The organism is Sphingobium herbicidovorans (assembly GCF_002080435.1).
GTDB classification, from domain to species: domain Bacteria; phylum Pseudomonadota; class Alphaproteobacteria; order Sphingomonadales; family Sphingomonadaceae; genus Sphingobium; species Sphingobium herbicidovorans.
Map to the genome: position 1 here is coordinate 1,341,938 of NZ_CP020538.1, position 19,544 is coordinate 1,361,481.

At 59.8% G+C, this 19,544-nt stretch carries 16 protein-coding genes; 7 read left to right on the forward strand and 9 right to left on the reverse strand.

The window, feature by feature from the left end; translation table 11 throughout:
- The first annotated feature begins 36 nt into the window (after positions 1–36).
- Complete coding sequence (locus B6S01_RS06550) at positions 37–675, forward strand: HAD family hydrolase (protein ID WP_231567979.1); 639 nt, start codon at positions 37–39, stop codon at positions 673–675.
- Positions 676–684: 9 nt separating this feature from the next.
- Here B6S01_RS06550 and B6S01_RS06555 read toward each other — a convergent pair whose 3' ends face one another.
- The 3 genes from B6S01_RS06555 to B6S01_RS06565 form a co-directional block, all read right to left on the reverse strand.
- Complete coding sequence (locus B6S01_RS06555) at positions 685–2,022, reverse strand: lipopolysaccharide biosynthesis protein (RefSeq protein WP_231567978.1); 1,338 nt, start codon at positions 2,020–2,022, stop codon at positions 685–687.
- A gap of 207 nt (positions 2,023–2,229) precedes the next feature.
- Entirely contained in the window at positions 2,230–3,423 is a 1,194-nt protein-coding gene (locus B6S01_RS06560; protein WP_037464582.1) for a calcium-binding protein, read from the reverse strand.
- Positions 3,424–3,703: 280 nt separating this feature from the next.
- Positions 3,704–4,873, reverse strand: a complete 1,170-nt coding sequence (locus B6S01_RS06565) for a glycosyltransferase family 4 protein (protein ID WP_051908212.1) — start codon at positions 4,871–4,873, stop codon at positions 3,704–3,706.
- Positions 4,874–5,057: 184 nt separating this feature from the next.
- On the opposite strand from B6S01_RS06565, the gene B6S01_RS06570 reads away from it, so the two are divergent.
- From B6S01_RS06570 to B6S01_RS06585, 4 genes are read left to right on the forward strand one after another with little or no spacing between them, the layout of a single operon-like run.
- Positions 5,058–5,903, forward strand: coding sequence for a hypothetical protein (locus tag B6S01_RS06570; RefSeq protein ID WP_037464581.1), 846 nt, complete (start codon positions 5,058–5,060; stop codon positions 5,901–5,903).
- A gap of 23 nt (positions 5,904–5,926) precedes the next feature.
- Entirely contained in the window at positions 5,927–7,114 is a 1,188-nt protein-coding gene (locus B6S01_RS06575; RefSeq protein ID WP_081570308.1) for a glycosyltransferase, read from the forward strand.
- Between the two features lie 51 nt (positions 7,115–7,165).
- The gene (locus B6S01_RS06580) at positions 7,166–8,377 is read left to right on the forward strand and encodes a glycosyltransferase family 4 protein (RefSeq protein WP_062792982.1); all 1,212 of its coding nucleotides are present in this window, start codon (positions 7,166–7,168) and stop codon (positions 8,375–8,377) included.
- Positions 8,374–9,783 carry a pectate lyase gene (locus B6S01_RS06585; RefSeq protein WP_051908209.1) on the forward strand — a complete coding sequence of 470 codons (1,410 nt, stop codon included), beginning with the start codon at positions 8,374–8,376 and terminating at the stop codon, positions 9,781–9,783. The genes B6S01_RS06580 and B6S01_RS06585 overlap by 4 nt, the downstream gene beginning before the upstream one ends.
- A gap of 12 nt (positions 9,784–9,795) precedes the next feature.
- Here B6S01_RS06585 and B6S01_RS06590 read toward each other — a convergent pair whose 3' ends face one another.
- The 5 genes from B6S01_RS06590 to B6S01_RS21295 form a co-directional block, all read right to left on the reverse strand.
- Positions 9,796–10,650 carry an outer membrane beta-barrel protein gene (locus B6S01_RS06590; RefSeq protein WP_197689942.1) on the reverse strand — a complete coding sequence of 285 codons (855 nt, stop codon included), beginning with the start codon at positions 10,648–10,650 and terminating at the stop codon, positions 9,796–9,798.
- 367 nt (positions 10,651–11,017) lie between these two features.
- The gene (locus tag B6S01_RS06595) at positions 11,018–11,584 is read right to left on the reverse strand and encodes a polysaccharide biosynthesis/export family protein (protein ID WP_051908207.1); all 567 of its coding nucleotides are present in this window, start codon (positions 11,582–11,584) and stop codon (positions 11,018–11,020) included.
- A gap of 85 nt (positions 11,585–11,669) precedes the next feature.
- Positions 11,670–12,917, reverse strand: coding sequence for a DegT/DnrJ/EryC1/StrS family aminotransferase (locus B6S01_RS06600; RefSeq protein ID WP_081570310.1), 1,248 nt, complete (start codon positions 12,915–12,917; stop codon positions 11,670–11,672).
- Positions 12,918–12,984: 67 nt separating this feature from the next.
- Positions 12,985–14,019, reverse strand: a complete 1,035-nt coding sequence (locus B6S01_RS21290; RefSeq protein ID WP_197689943.1) for a polysaccharide biosynthesis protein — start codon at positions 14,017–14,019, stop codon at positions 12,985–12,987.
- Positions 13,911–15,029 carry a nucleoside-diphosphate sugar epimerase/dehydratase gene (locus B6S01_RS21295; protein WP_197689944.1) on the reverse strand — a complete coding sequence of 373 codons (1,119 nt, stop codon included), beginning with the start codon at positions 15,027–15,029 and terminating at the stop codon, positions 13,911–13,913. Before B6S01_RS21295 ends, B6S01_RS21290 begins: the two co-directional genes overlap by 109 nt.
- A gap of 742 nt (positions 15,030–15,771) precedes the next feature.
- Here B6S01_RS21295 and B6S01_RS06610 point away from each other — a divergent pair.
- The gene (locus B6S01_RS06610; protein WP_051908204.1) at positions 15,772–16,533 is read left to right on the forward strand and encodes a LuxR C-terminal-related transcriptional regulator; all 762 of its coding nucleotides are present in this window, start codon (positions 15,772–15,774) and stop codon (positions 16,531–16,533) included.
- 306 nt (positions 16,534–16,839) lie between these two features.
- Complete coding sequence (locus B6S01_RS06615) at positions 16,840–18,066, forward strand: O-antigen ligase family protein (RefSeq protein WP_037464578.1); 1,227 nt, start codon at positions 16,840–16,842, stop codon at positions 18,064–18,066.
- Positions 18,067–18,110: 44 nt separating this feature from the next.
- Here the strand turns inward: B6S01_RS06615 and B6S01_RS06620 are convergent, their stop codons facing one another.
- Positions 18,111–19,313: a pectate lyase gene (locus B6S01_RS06620; RefSeq protein ID WP_231567977.1), complete on the reverse strand. Its 1,203-nt coding sequence runs from the start codon at positions 19,311–19,313 to the stop codon at positions 18,111–18,113.
- Between the last annotated feature and the right edge of the window lie 231 nt (positions 19,314–19,544).

The following is a 19,544-nucleotide window of genomic DNA, read 5'->3' on the forward strand; positions in this document are numbered from 1 at the left end:
GCACGCCCACCACGGTCGGGTTCCTTCAACCGGATCTTGGTCTTCGATCTGGACGACACGCTCTATCTGGAACGCGACTATGTATTGAGCGGCCTCAACGCAGTGGGCCAATGGGCGGCTGGCGCGCTGGGGATCAATGGCCTTGGCGAGGTGATGCGCGGCCGTTTCGACGCGGGCTGCCGCACCAGGATTTTCGACCACAGCCTGAAAGACATGGGGCTGGAAGCTCATCCCGAGACAATCGGCAGAATGCTGGCCGCCTATCGCCAGCATCGCCCGACGATAAGGTTGGCTCCAGACACGGAGCAATTTCTTGCAAGCCGCGATGACGCAACCGGCTTTGCCGTCATCACCGACGGTTTCCTGGATGCGCAAAGGCGCAAGATCAGGGCGTTGGGCCTGTACGGGCGGGGCATCCACCTTGGCATATGCACCGACAAATGGGGTCGGGAGTGCTGGAAACCCAACCCTCGCGCCTTCGAGCATGTCGAACAGTGGTTCGGGCGGTCAGGGCGGGACCTGACTTATGTCGCGGACAATCCATCAAAGGATTTCAACGCCCCCCGGCTGCTGGGATGGAACACGGTCCAGATCGCACGGCCCGAGCGCATACATGTGTCGGTGACAACGCATGTGCCAGCCGACAGGATCATCGAGTCCCTCGAAGAACTCTGATGATCTCGACTACTTGCCAGTAGCTTCATTCCACGGCGCGACACTGATCGCCCGGCGCAGGTAAAACCCCAGCCCCACCAGCCAGATCGCAGCGAAAAGCAGATGGGCGATGTTCGCGCCCATTGGCCCAATCCACAGGACCAGCGGGAAAACGGCGCAATAAAATGCCAGCGTGCAGGCCATCACCGTCCGCAGAAGCGACCGCTGGTCCCCCAAGGCAAGCAGTCCGGCGCGGCTCGCCGACCCGCTCATGGTCAGGGTAACCGCCAGTATCTGCACGATGAGCAACGGCACGGCTCCGGCGAAATGCGGGCCAACGGCGATCCGTACCATCGGCTCACCCACAAACAGCACGGCAAGGAAGCAGCAAGCGCCGAAGGCCGCGAGCAGCAGTTCGGTCTGGACGAGCACGCGAACAAAGGCGTGGCGCTTGCCCGCCGCCGCGATCCTGCTGAGATCGGGATAGACCACCGCCTGCACTTGCGCTCCGACCTGCATGACGACCCGGCTGATGCGCTTGGCGATATGGAACAGGCCTGCGCTGGCCGGGTCGGCGAGCCATCCAACGATCAGCGTGTCCACCGACTGCGCGCTCGACCATAGGGTAAGCGAGAAGTTCGCCCCGAGCGCGAAACGCCAGATGCCCGGAAAGCGGCTGCTGATCCCCTGGGCGCGGGCCTTCAGCAGTTGTCGAAACCCGGGCCGAGGCAGCAGGCGCACCGCAAAAGCGAAATTGACGAACGATCCCAGAATCTGGGTGATCGTCCATATGAGAATAAGCTCGAACAGCCCGGCTCCGGCCACATAAGCGCCCGCCACGCAGAGCAGGCGAACCAGCGCGTTCACCACCTGAATGGTCGCGATCGCCCGATATTGACCCGCGAGCCGAAATATGGCGGTCGAGACGCCATTGAAATTGAACAGCAGCGAGGTGGCGAACAACAGCGTGTAGCCAATATTCTGAAGAGAAATGTCGAACAGCAAATATCCGGCGATCGCCAGGCCGCTGGCGATAAACCAGGCCGCAACGCCACCGCCTATATCGAGCAGCCAGCCGAACTTGAGCAGCTTGAAGTAGGATGCCTGGTCACTTTCAAGATCGATTGTCGCGCCGCTGCGTATCAACGGTTGCCATGATTGAAAGCTGAGCAGCCGCTCGCACGCCTGTCCCAGCGCAAGGATCATGGCGAAAACGCCATAGGGCGCGGGGGTGAGAAGCCGCGCGACAAGGGCGATGGACAAAAGCGTCAGCGCCAGCGTCGCCGCGGTTCCGGTCAGAAGATGGAATACCGCCTTCACCCGCCTGTGAGCCAGGGCATCGCGCAGTCGGACCGGGGAGAAGGTCATTTTCAAACGAAATCCGCCCGCATTCATCGGCAGCTCACCTTCACCCCTGCTTTTCGAACCTTATCATGAGGCTAAAGGGTGAAAGGCGCAGCTTCTCTGTCGTCTTACTCCTAAATAACTCTCGTGAGTGGAGAAAAGCGAAATGGCGGCGCGCATTGTGGCATTCGGCGCGCCGCCCTGTTCACAAGGGCTGTCTGGGGCAACCCGTCAGACGAGAATGAAATCCGATGCCGTGAAGTTGGCGGCGGTCAGCGAGGCTGTCGGATCGGCAACGTCGATACTGAACTTCGCTCCTGCCGAGGTGACGACGTCCAAAAAGACATTTCCGCCCGCGCCGTCGCGCGCGAACACCGTTCCCAGTCCGCCACCCGCCGCATATTTGGTGACCCCCAGCTTTTCCAGCACGATGCGATCCACGCCATCCTGGAAATCCTCGATCCGGTCGCCACCGTCCAGCGCGCCCGCGCCCTTGAAGACGAACCAGTCCGCGCCAGCCCCGCCCCAGAGCCTGTCTGCACCCGCTTCGCCATTCAGCTTGTCGAACCCGGCATCGCCATACAACCGATCCGCGCCAGCGCCGCCCAACAGCATGTCGTCGCCGTCGCCGCCGTAGAGGATATCGTTTCCAGCCTCCCCATTCAGGGAATCGGCGTCCCGGCCGCCGTCGAGGAAATCGTTGCCCCCACCCGATTCCAGAATATCCCGGCCATCGCCGCCGTAGAGCTTGTCTGCGCCGGTTTCGGAATCGAGGATATCGTCGCCGCTGGCGCCTGACAGATAATTGTTGCCGTCGCCGCCATCGACGCGGTCATTGCCGTTGCCGCCAAAAAGGTGGTCGTCGCCCGACTGGCCCTTCAGCTTGTCGTTGCCATCCTCGCCATAGATCCAGTCATTGCCAGCGCCTCCAGCGACAGCCTGGCTCGTCAGCTTGCCGGTGGCCGGGTTGATCTCGTTCAGGAAACCGTCGTCGCCAGCCCCGGCATAGATGATGTCATCCCCCGGCCCTCCATCGATATAGTCGCGGCCGCCGCCTGCATAAATGGTGTCGTTCCCGATACCTCCCAATATCTGGTCGTGCCCATCGGCGGTTTCGATCCTGTCGTTACCGTCCCCGCCATCGATAATATTGTTACCCAGACCGCCGTAAATGCGATCGTGGCCAGCGCCGCCGTCGATCCGGTCATTGCCATCCTCGCCCCAGATCTGGTCGTCGCCAAGGCCGCCTTTGAGATAGTCTGCCCCTGCTTCCCCATGGAGCACATCGTTACCATCGCCGCCATCGATGTAATCGTCCCCGGACCCGCTCCACAACTGATCATGGCCTGCCAGTCCATATATGCTGTCGGCCGATGCCGTTCCCCTGATGATGTCATTGCCGCTAGTGCCGTTAAATTTTGCCATTCACCCGCTCCTGAAACAGGCCTGCACGCTTTCAGATCACGCCAGACCGATAGTCATTTGCTCAGGCTAATGGGAAATATGTGTTTATTGAATTGCCGGGTGAAACCGGGTTCCCACCGGCCTGTGGAGCATGAACGCGGGCAAACCGTCCGCTCTCCCCCATATTTTGCATTTCGGTCCAATGACTTCAAGGAAACGCTGCCGGCTTCACACGGCCAAGCGACCGTACTCCGACCAAGAATCAGCATCGTCTAGAGGTGGCAAAAACGGGCTACCCCGTTCAGGCAGCGGCGGTCCTCATCGCTCCTGCCAGGACTTGCTTTGGAACAATCGCCTCCAGGGCCGCGCGTTCCCATTCGATCAGGATGCGGTCGATGGTGAAACGCTGCGCGGATATGCGCGCCGCTTCGGACAGACGGCGGCGCTGCTCCGGGTCGGCGCACAGTGCAGCAATTGCCTCACCCAGAGCAGGTACGTCGCCATCGGGAACCAGCAGGCCGCTGATCCCGTCGGCGATCATTTCGCCCGGTCCCCAGCGACAATCGAAGGAAATCGTCGGGATGCCCGCCGCCATGGCTTCGCCGACGACTATGCCCCATCCTTCAAAGCGTGAGGAAAGGACAAAGATATCGGCCTCGCGCAGCCAGGCCCCATGTTCCTGCGTGACGCCCGGCATCGCCACGCGGTCGCCCAGGCCAAGCGCATCCCGCTGCGCTTCGAGCCTGGCGCGCTCAGGCCCCTCGCCCCAGATGACGAGCGACCAGCCGGGGATCCGGGGCGCCGCACGGGCAAAGGCCTCCAGCAGCAGGTCGAACCCCTTTTGCGGCACCAGCCGACCGACGGCGACAATCTGCCTGCCGCCTGGCCGTGGGCCTTCCGTCCCGACCGGAGCATAAGTGGGGTTGGGAATGACCCATTGGCGACGGCGCATCGTCTTGGGAAAATATTGCATCGCGCCTTCTGTCATCGTCACCAGCCCATGCGCGCGCGCATAGGCATAGCGGCGCAGAGCCGACCAGAACGCGCCGGGATGTTGCATGGCGGGATTGTTGCGCTCCGACACGATCACCGGGATTCGGAGCGGCCTTGCGGCAAGGACGCTGACGACATTGGTTCGCGTCAGGAAGCTGACGACCAGATCCGGGCGGGCGCTTGCCAGCCCCCTGCGGAGCGCCCTGACGCGATTGATGACCGTCACCGCCGCCTGCACGATCGGCAAGCGGCCAACAGGATGGCCCAACTGCCTGATGCTCACCGCCGGGTCATGCGGATAATAGGGTGGAGCGCCCGGTTCTTCGAAGGCGAACAGGCTGACCGTCCAGCCCGACCGGCTGAAATGATTGCACAGCAGGCTGACGATATGTTCCGATCCGCCAGCGCGCAGGCCGGGCAGAACGAAGGCAATGGACTTGCCTATGGATGGGGCGTTCGCCGGGATCGATGTCGTCATGTTCGCATAGTGCGGCGTTCACCGTCCCAAATCCATGGCGCTTGCGTATTACTGCCAGTCGGCTTCGCGACCATGCGGCTTAACCAGTGCAACGCGCCGCTCGCATTTGGGCTAATCCCTATTGGCCTGCTTCCTAGCCAAGCGCCCACTTCATGCTGCCGCCACACATTGTAGGTTCAAAGCCATGATACTCGCAGCAACGCAATTTTTCTCGCGCCCGGCAGAAGCCCTTCCGCAGCAGGTGGAGGACGCCTTCTTCAGTTCCATCAAGAACCCGAACAACACGTTCAAATGCACGTGGGGCGGACGGTTCGAGCAGCTTGACGACCGCCTTGTGCAGGCGGTGAAAGCACGGCGGCTGGATGTGCAGGAACTATTGGATGTCGGCGTTTCTTCGGGAACCACGACGCTGGACCTGTGCGACGCCCTGAAACGGGCAGGCTATCGGCCCCGCATCACCGGCACCGATTATGCCATTCACGCCTGGATCGTCCCCCTCGGCAAGCGGTGCGCGGCGCTGCTCAACACCGAAGGCCAGCTTTTGCAGGTGGATCTGTTCGGCCGGTCGCTACAGCCCTGGCGCCGCCGCCTCGACTATCTGACCGGCATGTGGCTTGTCCGCCCCGTCCTTTCTCACATCCTGGGCCGCCTGGCGGCGCGCAAGCTGCGCGAGGGCGCAGGCGTTCGCAAGGTCGAGCTGGTTAGCCCGCGCATCCGTAACCATGGCCTCATCACGATCATAGAGGACGATGTGCTCGCCCCCCGCGACGCCTTTGCGGCGCGTTTCGATCTGGTGCGCGCGGCCAACGTCCTCAACCAGAATTATTTCGCTGAAGCCGACCTCAGGAAAGCTGTGGATAACCTGCGTTCCTACCTGAAAGGTCCGGGGTCGCTGTTGTTCATCGTGCGCACGCTGGCGTCGGGCGAACATCATGGGACGCTGTTCGAAATGAGCGAGAGCGGTACGCTTGCGGTCGTGGAACGGGTCGGCGCCGGATCGGAAATAGAAAAGCTGCTGGCCACGGCTTGAGCGAGGCGGCTTCGGGAGTCCCTATGAAATTACTCCACGTCATAACCGCTTTGAACGTCGGAGGCGCGGAAACCATGCTCGCAAGGCTGGTGGATCATGAACGCATGCAGGGTGGCGCGATACAGCCATCGGTCGTGTCGCTGATGCCTCCGGGAGCCGCCGGAGATCGCATCCGCGCGAGCGGCGTCCCCCTTCATCATTGCGGCATGAAGGGGGCCACAGACCTGCTCCCCGGACTGGCCCGCCTCCGCGCCCATATCAACCGGGAACGGCCAGACCTCATCATGGCGTGGATGTACCATGCTCATCTTGCGACCAGGCTTGCGACATTGCTGCGGCCGGGCAATGCGCCGGTGATCTGGAACGTGCGCCACAGCATCGACGATCTGGCGCAGGAAAAGCCCATGATGCGCGCCATCGTCCGCACCGCGGCATTATTTTCGTCCTGGCCGCGCATGATCATATACAATTCCCATGCAGCAGCAGCGCAGCACCGGCGGCTGGGCTTTCACGCCGAACGGACGATGGTCATTCCCAACGGTTTCGACTGCGACCTTTTCCGGCCCCGGCAGGAAGCACGGGACCGGCTTGTCCGCGATCTCGGCATCGCTCCCGGCGCGCTGATCGTCGGCATGGCGGCGCGCAATCATCCGATGAAGGATGCGGCCAACCTGGTCGAGGCGGTCCTGCGCGCCCGGGAGAGGGGTGCGGATGTTCACCTTCTGCTTACCGGCCAGGGGATGGATAGCCCTACCGAGCCACTTCAACATCTGCTGGCCGCCCTGCCTGCCGACCGACTGACCTTGCGAAGCCATGACCGTGCGCTGGAGGAATTGCTGCCGGGGCTCGATATACTCGCGCTGCCTTCTGCCTGGGGGGAGGGATTTCCCAACATATTGGGGGAAGCAATGGCATGCGGCCTGCCTTGCATCGCGACCGATGTCGGGGACAGCGCCTGGATTATCGGAAAGAGCGGGATCATCGTTCCGCCGCGCGATCCGGCGCGGCTGGCCGAAGCGATCATCACCATGGAAAGGCTCGGCCCCGATGGCCGCCGCCGGTTGGGCGAGGCCGGACGGGCGCGCATTCAGGACCAGTTTTCAATGGGACAGATAGCAGCGCGCTACCAACAGCTTTATCAGCATGTACGCAGCCCATTGCTTGAGGAACGGGAAACCGCCGCCCCACCACGCCAGGCAAAGGTAATGTAGATGCTTCAGGTCTTGCCCGCTTCCTCCTCGCTTTCCCAATCTGCTGCGTCCGTGCGTAGCGACAGCGAAGATGCTGCCCCGGTCCGCATCTGCTTCCCATTTGGAGGGGGCGTCGTCGGGGGCAGTCATATCTCGGCGACCAAACTCATCCGACAGCTTGATAGAAGCCGTTTCTCCCCGCTCATCGTCCTGCATTACGGTTCAGGCCAGTTCGCCGATTTCCTCCGATCCGAAGGACTGGAGTTCGTCACCCTTCCCGACACACGGTTTTTCGGCAATTCGGCGGGCGTTCCCAAGGAGACCGGAACCGGCAACGGGGTTGGCGCCTTGCTGGATCAATGGCGCATGGCCCGCTTTCTGCGACTGAACGATGTTCGCATCGTCCACACGAATGAGGGCGCGATGCATGCCAGCTGGGCACTGCCAGCACGATTGGCCGGAGCCAGGATGCTCTGGCACCATAGGGGCAGTCATGATGCGCGCGGCGTGCGCCTGCTCGCGCCGTTCGCGGCGGATCGGATCGTGGGGGTATCGGCCTTTGCATTGTCGGAGGTGCGCCGATTGAAGCGGACGGCGCGCAAAACAGCGGTGATCTACAGCCCATTCGACGCCGATGCCGAACCGATCGACAGGGCGCAGGCGCATCTGGCGCTGACATCGGAACTGGGCGTCGATCCCAACACCCGCCTTCTGGGCTTCTTCGGTCACTTCATCGACCGAAAACGGCCGCTGATGTTCGTCGAAATGCTGGCGCATATCGCCCGGATGCAGCCCGACCTGCCCGTGATGGGATTGATGTTCGGCCTGCCCCTCATGGACGGAATAGACGAACAACTGGCGCAGAAAGCGAAAGCAGGTGGCGTTTCCGATCGCCTGCGTCTGATGGGATTTCGCTATCCGTCGGCTGTGTTGATGGCAGGGTGCGACATCCATGTCGTGACCGCCGTCCATGAACCCTTTGGGCGGTCGCTGATCGAAGCGATGTTGCTTGGTACGCCCGTGGTAGCCGCCGCTTCGGGCGGAAATATCGAGGCGATCGATCACGGCGTGACTGGCATGCTGGTCGAGCCGGACGACCCCGCCGCCATGGCCCGTTCAATCGTGGAACTGCTGAATCACCCGGATCGGCTGGACAGGATCGCCGCACAGGCGCTTGTCCATGCCAGCCGCCGCTATAGCGTGGACCAGCATGTGTCGCAGGTCGCCGCCATCTACCAGTCGCTTCTCGACAGCGAGCCGCAGCGGTTGCGGAAACCACGGTGAGCTCCAATGCAGTCGCTGCCCTGGGTGTCGGGATCGCTGCGCTGCTGGTAATACCGTTCGTCAATCCGTTCGACATGAGCGGGCAACCGGACGGGGCGGATAAGGATCGGGACGGAAAATCGGTACTGCCTGAAGTGCCGGGCGCCGAAGCCTTTCCCGGAGCAGAGGGTTTCGGCCGACGTGCGCGTGGAGGGCGCGGCGGCATGATAATCCCCGTCACCACCCTTGCAGATCACGGCCCCGGTTCCCTGCGCGCCTGCATCGAGACGAAGCGGCCACGCATTTGCGTCTTCCGCGTGAGCGGCGTGATCCGCTTTACAACCGAACGCCCGGTGATCGCCCATCCCTATATCACGATCGCGGGCCAGACGGCTCCAGGCGGCGGTATAGTGATTGCCCATGCCGGTGGTGCGGACGGCTACACCCCCATTGTCGTCAAGAATACGCATGACGTCATCATTCGCCATATCCGCGTACGAACAGACCTCAATGGCAAGGCGCGCAGAAGCAATGGTTCGTTCCTGTTTGAAAACAGCCGTAACGTCATATTCGATCATGTCAGCGGCGCTTGGGCGCTGAGCCAGATCATGACCGGATCCCGCGTGAATGATAATATAACGGTTTCCAATTCAATCTTCACGCAGAGCATTCCGCGAGACGACAAATGCGCGGTGCTTGCCTCTCATCCTGAAAGACCACAGAAGATCAGCTTCATCCGCAACATATGCGCGCACAACGGCAGTCGAAATCCAGATGTGAACTTCATGCCGGAATCCTGCGTCGAAATAGTCAATAATATTCTTTATAATGCTCAATCGCGCTTCACCGAAGTCCGTGAAGCATTTGGCGGATCGTCGGTCAATATCGTGGGAAATTATTACAAAAATGGTCCGAACAAAGGCTATAATCTCGCCGCCGTTGACCGCATAATTTACAACAAGGCGGGCCAGTCAGAGATATTTATTTCCAACAACCTGTTGGATGGCGTTCCCCGGCTCAATACAAAGGATATCAACGTCGCACTGGTGAAACGTCCCGCTTGTCCCCTAAGCGTTCGGGCGGTTCCGGCCAAGGATGCCTATATACAGGCGCTCGACCGGGCGGGCGCTTTTCCCCGCGACGGACTGGACCTGCGCACCGTCGCCGAGGTGAGGGAGCGCAAGGGAGCGATCCTGCGCGATCCGAAGATGCTGAACGGACCTCGCCCCCTGCCCCCGATCACGCCGGGCGAGCCCTATCTGGACCTGGACGATGACGGCATGGCCGACAGCTGGGAACGCGCCAACGGAATGGATCCCCGGCGCAACGACGCCTGGGAAGACACCGACAATGACAACTGGCTGAACCTCGACGAGTTTCTGGACTTTGCCCATCGTGAAGCCATGGCCGGACGGCAGATCAACTGACGTCCGTTTCGATCAATATTGCAGGCGTATCTCTGCTCCGACGATGCGGCGATCGAAATCGTCGAAAGCCCTTGTGCTTTCACGACTGGCGATGCGCCCGGTCAGCGCGAAGGACATGTTGCGGTTCACCAGATATTCTATTTCCGCCACGCCCGCGATGGTCCGCTCATGCTGCGCAGTGCCGATGAAATTGCTGCGACGATAAATCACCGAAGCCTGCCAACGCAGATTATGATAGACTTCATTCTGCACGCCCGCCCGGAATCTTGTATCGGTCCGCGCCTGCGCGCCGTTTCGGACGGTGGCTACATCACCCCGGAACCCGTCAAGCGTGAACGCCCATCGCGGCGAAGGCGTGTAGACCAGTCCGGCGGAAACCGACAATCCGGTCCTGCTGTCGAACCGGGCGTCTTCGGGGTTGAATCGGAACACGCCTACCGCGGCCTCGCCCCGGATCAGCCCGCCAGGCTCGAACGAAACGCCCGCCCGCGCCCCGTAAGTCTTTGAATTGCGGTTGACGCCCGACGCGTCCACCGCCAGCCGGAAATCCCTTACCGCGATAAAGCCTTCGCCAAAGACGTTCATCATCCCGCTCACCCGGTAGCCGAGCCGGGCGGAACCGGAATATTGATTGAAGTCCCGCTCTGCATCGACGGGCGCGAGCGCGTTATTCTTGAGCGCGCTGCCCTTCAAACCGATCGTGAAGCGCGCGCCGCTATGGGTGTAGCCCAGATCGCCCTGCCACTGATCATATCTGCGCGGCGACGTGCCCACGCCAACCAGGGATTCGGGCACGCCGCGTTCTTCGACCAGCCGCGTCCAGCCCACGTTGGCGGAAATGCTGTCGCTGCCCGACACGCGGAACACCCCCCCAGGCTTGTGTTCAATCCTTCGGAATTCTCTGTTTCATTCTTGAAATAACGCCGCACCACTCCCCGCGCCTGCGCCGCCAGCTGAAATTTGTCGTCGCTCAGTTTCAGGTTGAGCCAGGGCGAAATGGTCAGGCGCTCGTCATCGATCTCATTCGAGGGCAGCGCATAGATATTGGAATCATATTCCAGCCTGACATCGGTGCCGAGATAGGCCGATATTCTGCCCAGTTGCACCGCCTTCGCCTCATATTCTTCCGGCGTTTCCAGCAGCGGCGTCGCCCTGTCGAGTTCCTGGGCCATCGCCGGACAGGCGATGGCAGCCAACATTACGCACGAGCAAAGCGGGATGAAGCGCGTAGGGCTCAAAACCATTTCTCCACGACTTTAATGGTGTCACCCGGCTGAACCGGCGTATTTTCAGACGCCTTGGCGGTAGACGCCTGCCCATCCACCTGGCGGATGATGGCAACCGTGTTGCGATTGGCGCGGAACGTGTACCCGCCTGCCACAGATACAGCGGTCACGACGGTCATACCCGGACGATAAGGATATTCGCCGGGGCTTCGCACTTCCCCAAGAATATAGATGGGCCGCAGCTTCATCGGCTGAACACTGACGGCTGGCGACACCATCAGCCGTTTCTCCACCAGCAGGGCGGCGATCCGCTGTTCCAGTTCGGGTATGGTCGATCCCCTGACCGGAATCCCGCCCATGAGCGGCAGCGTCAGCTCGCCCCGATCATTGACGACGAAGGCCGTGCCACTGTCGATTTCGGTCAGGCCGGGGACGATGACGCGAAGCTCATCGCCCGGCCCTAGCCTGTATTGATCGGCGTTGGCGGTGGAGACCGCAGGCAGGCCGGAAACTGAGCCGGCACACCCCGTGACGGCAAGCATGAGGGAAATGCCGATAGATTGGACGAGCCGCATGACCACCTCCCATATTTGACCATTGTTGGCCGTTTTCTTTCCGTTTCATAACAGAAATGAATTAAAGTCAATTGCTGCTGATTGATTATCCGTCTGCGAATAATGATTTCAGCCCCTCTCCAGTGGCGTCACCAAGCGCCTCCAATAATGTGGCGAGGATTAAACGCATCTCCTCATCGCCCAAAAGATGATCCACAGGAAGCATCAAGCTGCGCTCGCCCACCCAAGTGGCTACTGGCAAGGCATTGAGATTGGGGTAGTCGCTATTCTGGACAGCCAGTTCCCGCGACATGTCAGGGCAAGAGCCGGTTCCGGCGGGGATTCCGCGCTGAGCAAGGGCCAAAATGACATCCGACCTGGCGACGGCAGGATCCAGCATGACGTAAAATTTATAGAAGGCATGATCCACTCCGTCGGGCACCCGAGGGACATTGACCAGCCGGTGATCGCTTAATCCTGCCGCCAGGATAGCGGCATTTGCGCGCCGCCTTGCCAGCCATGACGGCAGCTTGCGCAATTGCGCCCGCCCAATCGCAGCCTGCATCTCCGTCAGTCGCCAATTGGTCCCGAAACTTTCATGCAGATAACGGAAGGCGTTACCCGCGGCGGGCGCTCCGACCATCGCGACATTCTTGCCATGATCCTTGTAGGCCCAGGCTCGTTCCCAATGCGCGCTGTCCTTCAGCAGCAACATGCCCCCCTCGCCACCCGTCGACATGATCTTGTCGGTGCAGAAGGAGAAGGCGGAAGCATGACCGAAGGAGCCCACCATGCGTCCCTTTATCGCCGCACCATGGGCCTGCGCGCAATCTTCGACGAGCCATAGGCCATGCTGATTCGCGATGTCGGTTAGCGCGTCCATGTCGCAGGGCCAGCCAGCCAGATGGACGCAAAGTATCGCCCTTGTCCGCCCGCCGATCAGGGGAATGACGGCGGCCGGATCAATATTGTGACTATTTGGATCAATGTCCGCGAATATCGGCACTGCGCCGACAGCGACCACGGCCGAAGCGCTAGCGAAGAAGCTGCGTGCTGGCACAATGACCTCATCACCCGGCCCAATGCCTAGGGCGCGAAACGCCAACTCGAGCGCCAGCGTGCCATTTGCCAGGGAGATAGCGTGCGGCATGCCGCAATAATCCGCGAACTCTTGCTCAAAAGCGCGGCATTGCTCTCCATGCACAAGCGAATTGACCCGGCCGCTTTCCAGCACCTGGACCACCGCACCGATCTCGTCCGGTTCATATTGGGGCCAGCGTCGCTCCGGCGGCGGGAAAGCCGGGCTGAGAACGGCCGCTCCATTCATTTCGCCGGGTTGGACAACCTGTTTCATATCACCCCCAGCTCTTCCGTTGTTCGTAGGGACGGTTACGAGCCGGAGCCTTTGCGGGTGCGGTCCATCATTCATTTGCAGCCTTCCCCACGAGATCGATTTCGCGAGTCAGCTCCCGCAGCGTTTTCGCCCAGTTGGACTGTGCGGGCGCGCGCAGCATTTCCTTCATCAGGTCGCGTACCCCATCTTCATCATGGGCATGGATGAGGCTGGCCAGCGCGGTGAAGGCGTTCACCAGCTTTTCGAGTGGAACGGGGCAGGGACTGGCTTCTATGATGCCCGGAATGGTGGAACGAAGCTGTTCCTCGGTGGCATCGAACAGTTCCTCATAAAGCTTCTCGCCCGGGCGCAGGCCGACGAACTTGATCGGGACGTCGATGTCAGGGCGCAGGCCGGCCAACCGGATCATCCGCCGGGCGATATCGACGATCTTGATCGGTTCGCCCATGTCGAGGACGAAGATGGTGCCACGGTCGATATTCGTTTCCATGGCGCGGGCGCTACTCTGGAGGATGAGTTGCACCGCTTCTCCCACCGTCATGAAATAGCGCTTGATGTCCGGATGCGTGATGGTGAGCGGCTTTCCGGCGGCCATCTGCTGCTGCAACAGGGGCACGAGCGATCCGCTGGACCCCAGCACATTGCCGAAACGCACTGTCATGAAGCGGGGGCTGTCAGGGTCGCACTGGCCGATGAGGTCCAGCGCCTGGCAATAAAGTTCACCCAGGCGCTTGGTCGCGCCCATGACGCCGACCGGATTGACGGCCTTGTCCGTGGACACCTGAATCATCGCGAGCGAACCATAGGCGCAGACGGCGTCCGCTACATTTCGCGTACCAAGCACATTGGTATGCGCGCCTTCGCAAGGATTGGCTTCGACGATCGGCACATGCTTGAGGGCAGCCGCATGGAAGACGACCTCGGGCTGATGGCGTTGGAATACGTCGTTGAGCGCCGCGCTATCGCGGATCGAGCATAGTTCCGGGCGGCAGATCAGGTCCGGGAACATGTCCCGCGCCTGCATTTCGATAGAATAGAGATTGAATTCGCTATGGTCGAGCAGCACGATTTCCGCGGGCCTGAAGGTTGCGATCTGGCGCACCAACTCGCCGCCAATCGTGCCCCCGCCCCCGTGACCAATATCCGCCGCGCCCGAATCAACCGGTCCACGATATTGCGCTGAAGCGAAACCTCGGGACGACCGAGCAGATCGGCCAACTCAAACTGCTTGATCTCGATGCGCGGAGTGCCATCCTTCGTCTTTTGAAGGTCATTGGCATGCGCGACGGTAAGATCGCATTGATCAGCCAACTTCACCAGATGAGAAAAGGATCGGCGCGGCATCGCCGTATCGCTACGAATGACCAGGCTTTCGGGCTTCTGCCCCCGCATGGCCAGCATTTCCACGATATGCGGCAGCTTGTCAGGCGAGCCCAGCACAGGGACGCCGGCCACCTGCAACCTCGTCTCGCGGCTGTCGAACGTCAGCGCCCCTACCACATTGAACCGATTGACCCGTTCCGCGCGGAGCATGTCCATGAGCGAGCGGATCCAGTCCAGCTCACCCAGCAGCAAGATGTTATGGCGGGCGCCCGGCGGCACGATATGGGCCAGAGCAAATTCACGCAGGCCCCGGCGTATGGTTCGCACGCCGATCATCGCCACCAGCAGCAGTGCCGAGTGAAGCAACCCGAAGCCGACCGCCTCCAGCGGAGCAGAGCGGATCTTTGTCGAGATGATCAGGCACAGGCCCCACGCCGCCGCCGCGCCGCCTGCCACCGCCGTCGAAAGGGCAATGCAGTCGCCAAATGACAGGAAGCGCCAGCTTCGCCAGTAAAGGCCGGTGAGGCAAATAGTGAACACCGCCACCAGGCTGAAGAAAACCATGAGGCTGGGGCGATCATAGAAAGCCGCCGACACATCGCCTGGCACAGCCATGACAACAAGGAGTAACGTAACCAGGATCAGCGATGCGTCGATCAGCATCAATGCGGCGAAGCGGGCCGGGCCGGGAAAGCCGGTCGGCCGGGTCAGAAGATCGTGAAGCAATACCGCCCAAACTGGGGCGTCCGCCGGAACACCTGCGCGTCGATCCGCGAGGTCATCAAGCATTGGGTCAGATCCAGCGGGCGGCGCGCTCGCATCCATGGCAAAACCTTTGCGGTTCAAAATAAGATCTTCGATCGGCGGGCGCCGCATGCAGCCAGACAGGCTCTGTCACAGCATGCAGGACCTCGATTGTCCAAATCACTGACGAAACGGTAGCGACTTGGCTCCGGGCCGCAATGAACCAGACAGCTATCATCCCTTGTGGCAGGAACGAGCCGAATTATGGCCGAACGAGCAACAGATATGGAGGCTAACGGCCAGAATGATTTACCCGATGAAGCAGGGTTAAATCTTATTGGTTAGTTGACATGTCCAGCGGTGTGTCTCTGCCAATATTCAGACTCGTCCAAAACCAGAAAGGATGGCTGCACCATCGCTGTTCTGACAAGACGTTGCTGGCAATTTGTCGAGCGGGCGGCTGTCCGATGAAATCCATGACAGCGGTGGAAATCTCATCGAGTGCGAGACGAATCGGTCGCTTCGATTCAAGCAGAATATTCAACGCTTAGCGACAGGCGGATATAGCCTGTGTGCAACCTTGGATAAAAGGCCTTAATATTCATTATGTTACTAAAATTACTGGAATCCATTCCTTATTTGGGTTAATATTTTTCAATGGTATGCATGTTGTTAAGAACAACATTTGTGATACTGTCCCACACAATAAAATTGGGTCGTTCCGGTCAAAATGCTTTTGCATTTCAATCCATCACAGCTCTTGCGTGGTGCTGAGAGGAAGCGGACGATGACAATTGTTTCCGATGTTGTGCTCGTGGGTGGAAGCTCGATCGTCAGGGAGGGTCTCCGGCGGCTTCTTTCCTCCCAACATCGACAAATCCTCTATACCGGCGCTCGGCTTGACGAGCCTGGTCTCGCCGAGGTCGCCAATTTGGCATGTCTTATGCTCTTGATCGAGGATCAGGGTATGGAATGGACCGGCGCAGCGCTGGCTGAAGTTCGACAGCAGTGCCCCACCGCCCGGATCGCGATACTTGCCAATAAGTTCGATTTCGACAGCATGCTGGAGGCCTTCCGATCCGGCGCCCAAGGCTATCTAATCAACGACCTGTCCTGCGAAAGGTTGGGAGGATATCTCGACCTGATCGCCCTGGGCGAAAAGATTTTCCCGTCTCAACTGGCTCAGAAATTGCTCGATCAATCGGCTTTGTGCGAGGAAACGCCCAGCGCAGTGTCGATTGACTGCGCAAATTTGTCAGTCCGAGAAATGGAGATATTACGCCGCCTGGCCGCAGGATTCCCCAACAAGGTCATCTCGCGGCAACTTTCGATCAGCGAGGCTACCGTTAAGGTTCATGTCAAAGCGGTTCTCCGCAAATTGCGAGTATCCAACCGCACTCAGGCAGCCATTTGGGCTGCTAGTCAGGGACTGCACGGCCCGGCGGCTGACGGTGACCCTCCAATCTCTTCGTCTTCATCGGTAAAGGCTTTTGGGCTTTCTGCAAAAGCATCCGGCTCCAGCACATCGGGATTCGCCGCCAGCAGTTGAAACCGTTGGCGGGGGAAACTTCATTATCATCAGCCGCCAGTATCAGCTTTAACTGTGTGCCGCTTATCCAATCGGGTATTTCCGACTGTCCTTTTTAACGCTGGGCAAGGCAATATGTGCAGTGGACTAAGCAAAGCGAGATTTGCATCCTAGCTACGAAACCAAGAAGAATTAGAAGCCGGAGCGCCAGGCGTGCAGACGAGTCGTTATCAGACAAGCAGCTATGTTCCGCCCATGCGACGCCCCAGTGGGGCCGCTCAGGTACAGCCTCAGTTCTGGACGGACGAACTTCACAGGTGGGAGTTCATGCTTTTGCAAGGCGCGGTGTTTTTTGCGCCTTATAATTCGTTCCGATATCCGAGCATCTACATCACCTTGAGCGACATGATGTTCGCGGGCGCTTTTTTTCTGCGCGTTTCTACCGGCCGGGTTTCCGCCCCCTTCGCAAATCTCACCTGGCTTTGGTTGCTGGGCCTGCTGATGCTCAGTGGAGGCCTCTTCATCGGCAGTGTCTTCAAGGGTGACGTTGTCCGATGTCTGGTGCTGACCGCGCAATACTGCTTTGCCTATCTGCTTGTCCCTCTTGTCCTGCTGCGGCGGCCGGAAGAGGAAGTTATCCGCCTGATCAAATGCGGAATATGGGGCATGGCGGTCATGTGCCTTCTGGGCGCCATCGTTTATTGGGCCGGCCATTACAGCACGGAAAGGGTGCAGATGGCGTTGGTCACGGGTAACAAGCGGTTGCAGGGCTTTGCCGGCAATCCCAATGGCATGGCCGTTCTGACGGTCATGGCCATGCCGCTCGTCTGGCTTCTACTGCTTTCCAATCAGATGCGACGCTGGGTTGCGCTGCTCTGCATGGCCCTTCTCATCACGGGCGTAATCCTGACCAGTTCCAACACCGGCCTCTACAGCATGGTTGCCGCAGCCCTGATCTTCTTCGGCGGCAGGCGCAATTTCAAAACCCTGATCATTATTGGATTGCTCGGCAGCGCGGCGCTGACCTTGGGCCAAAATTATCTTCCCGCGACATTCCAAACCAGGGTCCTTTCCGCAGTAAACTCCGGTGATCTTTCGAGCGCAGGGACGTTCGAGGGCCGTCAGGAGTTGAACAAGGAGGCTTTGGAGATGGCTGATGAGAATCTCCTCATCGGCCTGGGCGCAGATCAGTATCGGCATGCCAGCCGACATGGCCTTCCTGTCCACAACCTTTACCTGCTGCTGCTGAACGAAGGCGGCGGCCTCTCGCTGCTAGGATATTTGGTGTTACTGGCTGTGCCCGTGCTGGCGGGAATTGCGGGCTACAGGACTCGATATGGGAAGCTCGTGCTCCTGACGATATTCACTACAGTCGTCACATTTGCCAACGCCCTCATGGCGATGCCGCATACTTATGGACGCTGCTGGTTTCTCTTCGTCTTCCTTGCCGTAAGTCCTGCGCTGGTGGGGCAGGGAGTGATCAATCCCCGCCTTTTCCCCTCTACCACGCAGCGCCGAGGCACGCGTAGCACCCTTCCACCGCTGGAAAGCTGAATGTTCTTTCAGTAGGGAGGACGATGCCAGACTTGCCTCTACCTTCAGGCCACCGCCGCCTTTAGAAAGACTCTCAGACCAGCGATCGCGGCGACGGCGAGAGCAACGACACCTGCGGTGACAATCCCGGCTTTGCTAGAATATCCCTGGGTTTCCGAAAGGCTTGAACCTGTCAGCACGTGCCGATGCGCATGATCCAGAAATTCATCAAAATTGGTCCACCCATCGCCATCCACATCTTCCCAGGCATCGTTTCTGTTGGGATCCGTGCCGTTCGCCTTCTCCCAGCTGTCGGGCATGCCGTCACCGTCAGAATCTGTATAAGGCGTTCCCTCGGCAATCTCGGGAATGGTGCCAGGGTTCCGGCGGATATTGCCGGTTCCCTTTTTCACCTCATTCACAATCCGTTGGTCCACCTTATCCCTGGGAAAGGCCCCGGCCGCAGTCAACGCGCGATCATAGGCCTGCTTCGCGTCAATGACCGGAACACCAATGGGACATGATGGTGTCTGCACCATCGCTTCGCGAACATAGGCCGGAGGTTCACGATCAATCATCCCCTCAATGTGATTGCCAGCTACGTAGATCCGCGCGCGGCCTGTCGCCTTCACCGACTGGCGAGCGACAATATATCGGCCGGGGATCATGTTAGGTCCAGCTTTAAAGTAGTTTCCTACTATGTTGACGGGGCTTCCGCCATGTTGTTCCCAAACCTCAACAAAATCGGATCGCGCATTATAGATAAGGTTGTTAACGACATCGACACAAGAGCCGGGAAAGAAATTGACATCAGGATTGCGATCCCCGTTGTGCGCACAGATATTTCCTATGAATGTGAGATTCTGTTTGCCTTTCGGATCGCTGCTTAGAAGTGCACATTTGTCATGTTTGCGCAAGCCTTCGGCCAGGATTGAATTGGATATGGTTATATTGTCGTTCTGACCTTGCCCGCCAATGCTTTCATCCTCTGCCCATGAAACGCTGACATGGTCGATGATGACGTTGGAGCTTTTTTCGAAGATGATCCCGCTATCGGAAGCTCGCGTTTCACCGCGGCTGTCCAGCCGCACCCGGATGTGTCGGATGATGACATCATGCGTGTTTTTGACGACGAGCGGCGTCAAGCCATATTGGCCGCCAGCATGCGTGATCAGAATTCCGCCGCCGGGAGCGGTCTGTCCTGCGATAGTTATATAGGGATTGCGGATCACGGGGCGTTGGGTCGTCCAGCGGATCACACCGCTCACACGGAAAACACAAGTGCGTGGCCCCGAGGCGTCAATGCAGGCTCGCAATGTCCCGGGACCGCTGTCGGCAAGGCTTGTCACCGCTATGATCGCACCGCCTCTCCCGCCACTGGAGTATCGACCATAGCCGACTGCGCCGGGAAAGGCCTCCCGGGTTCTTGCCTCCACAACCACCGGTGCGATCATCAGGAAGACTGCGCATATTTTTGGCAGGCGCCAACGCGCTGCGCA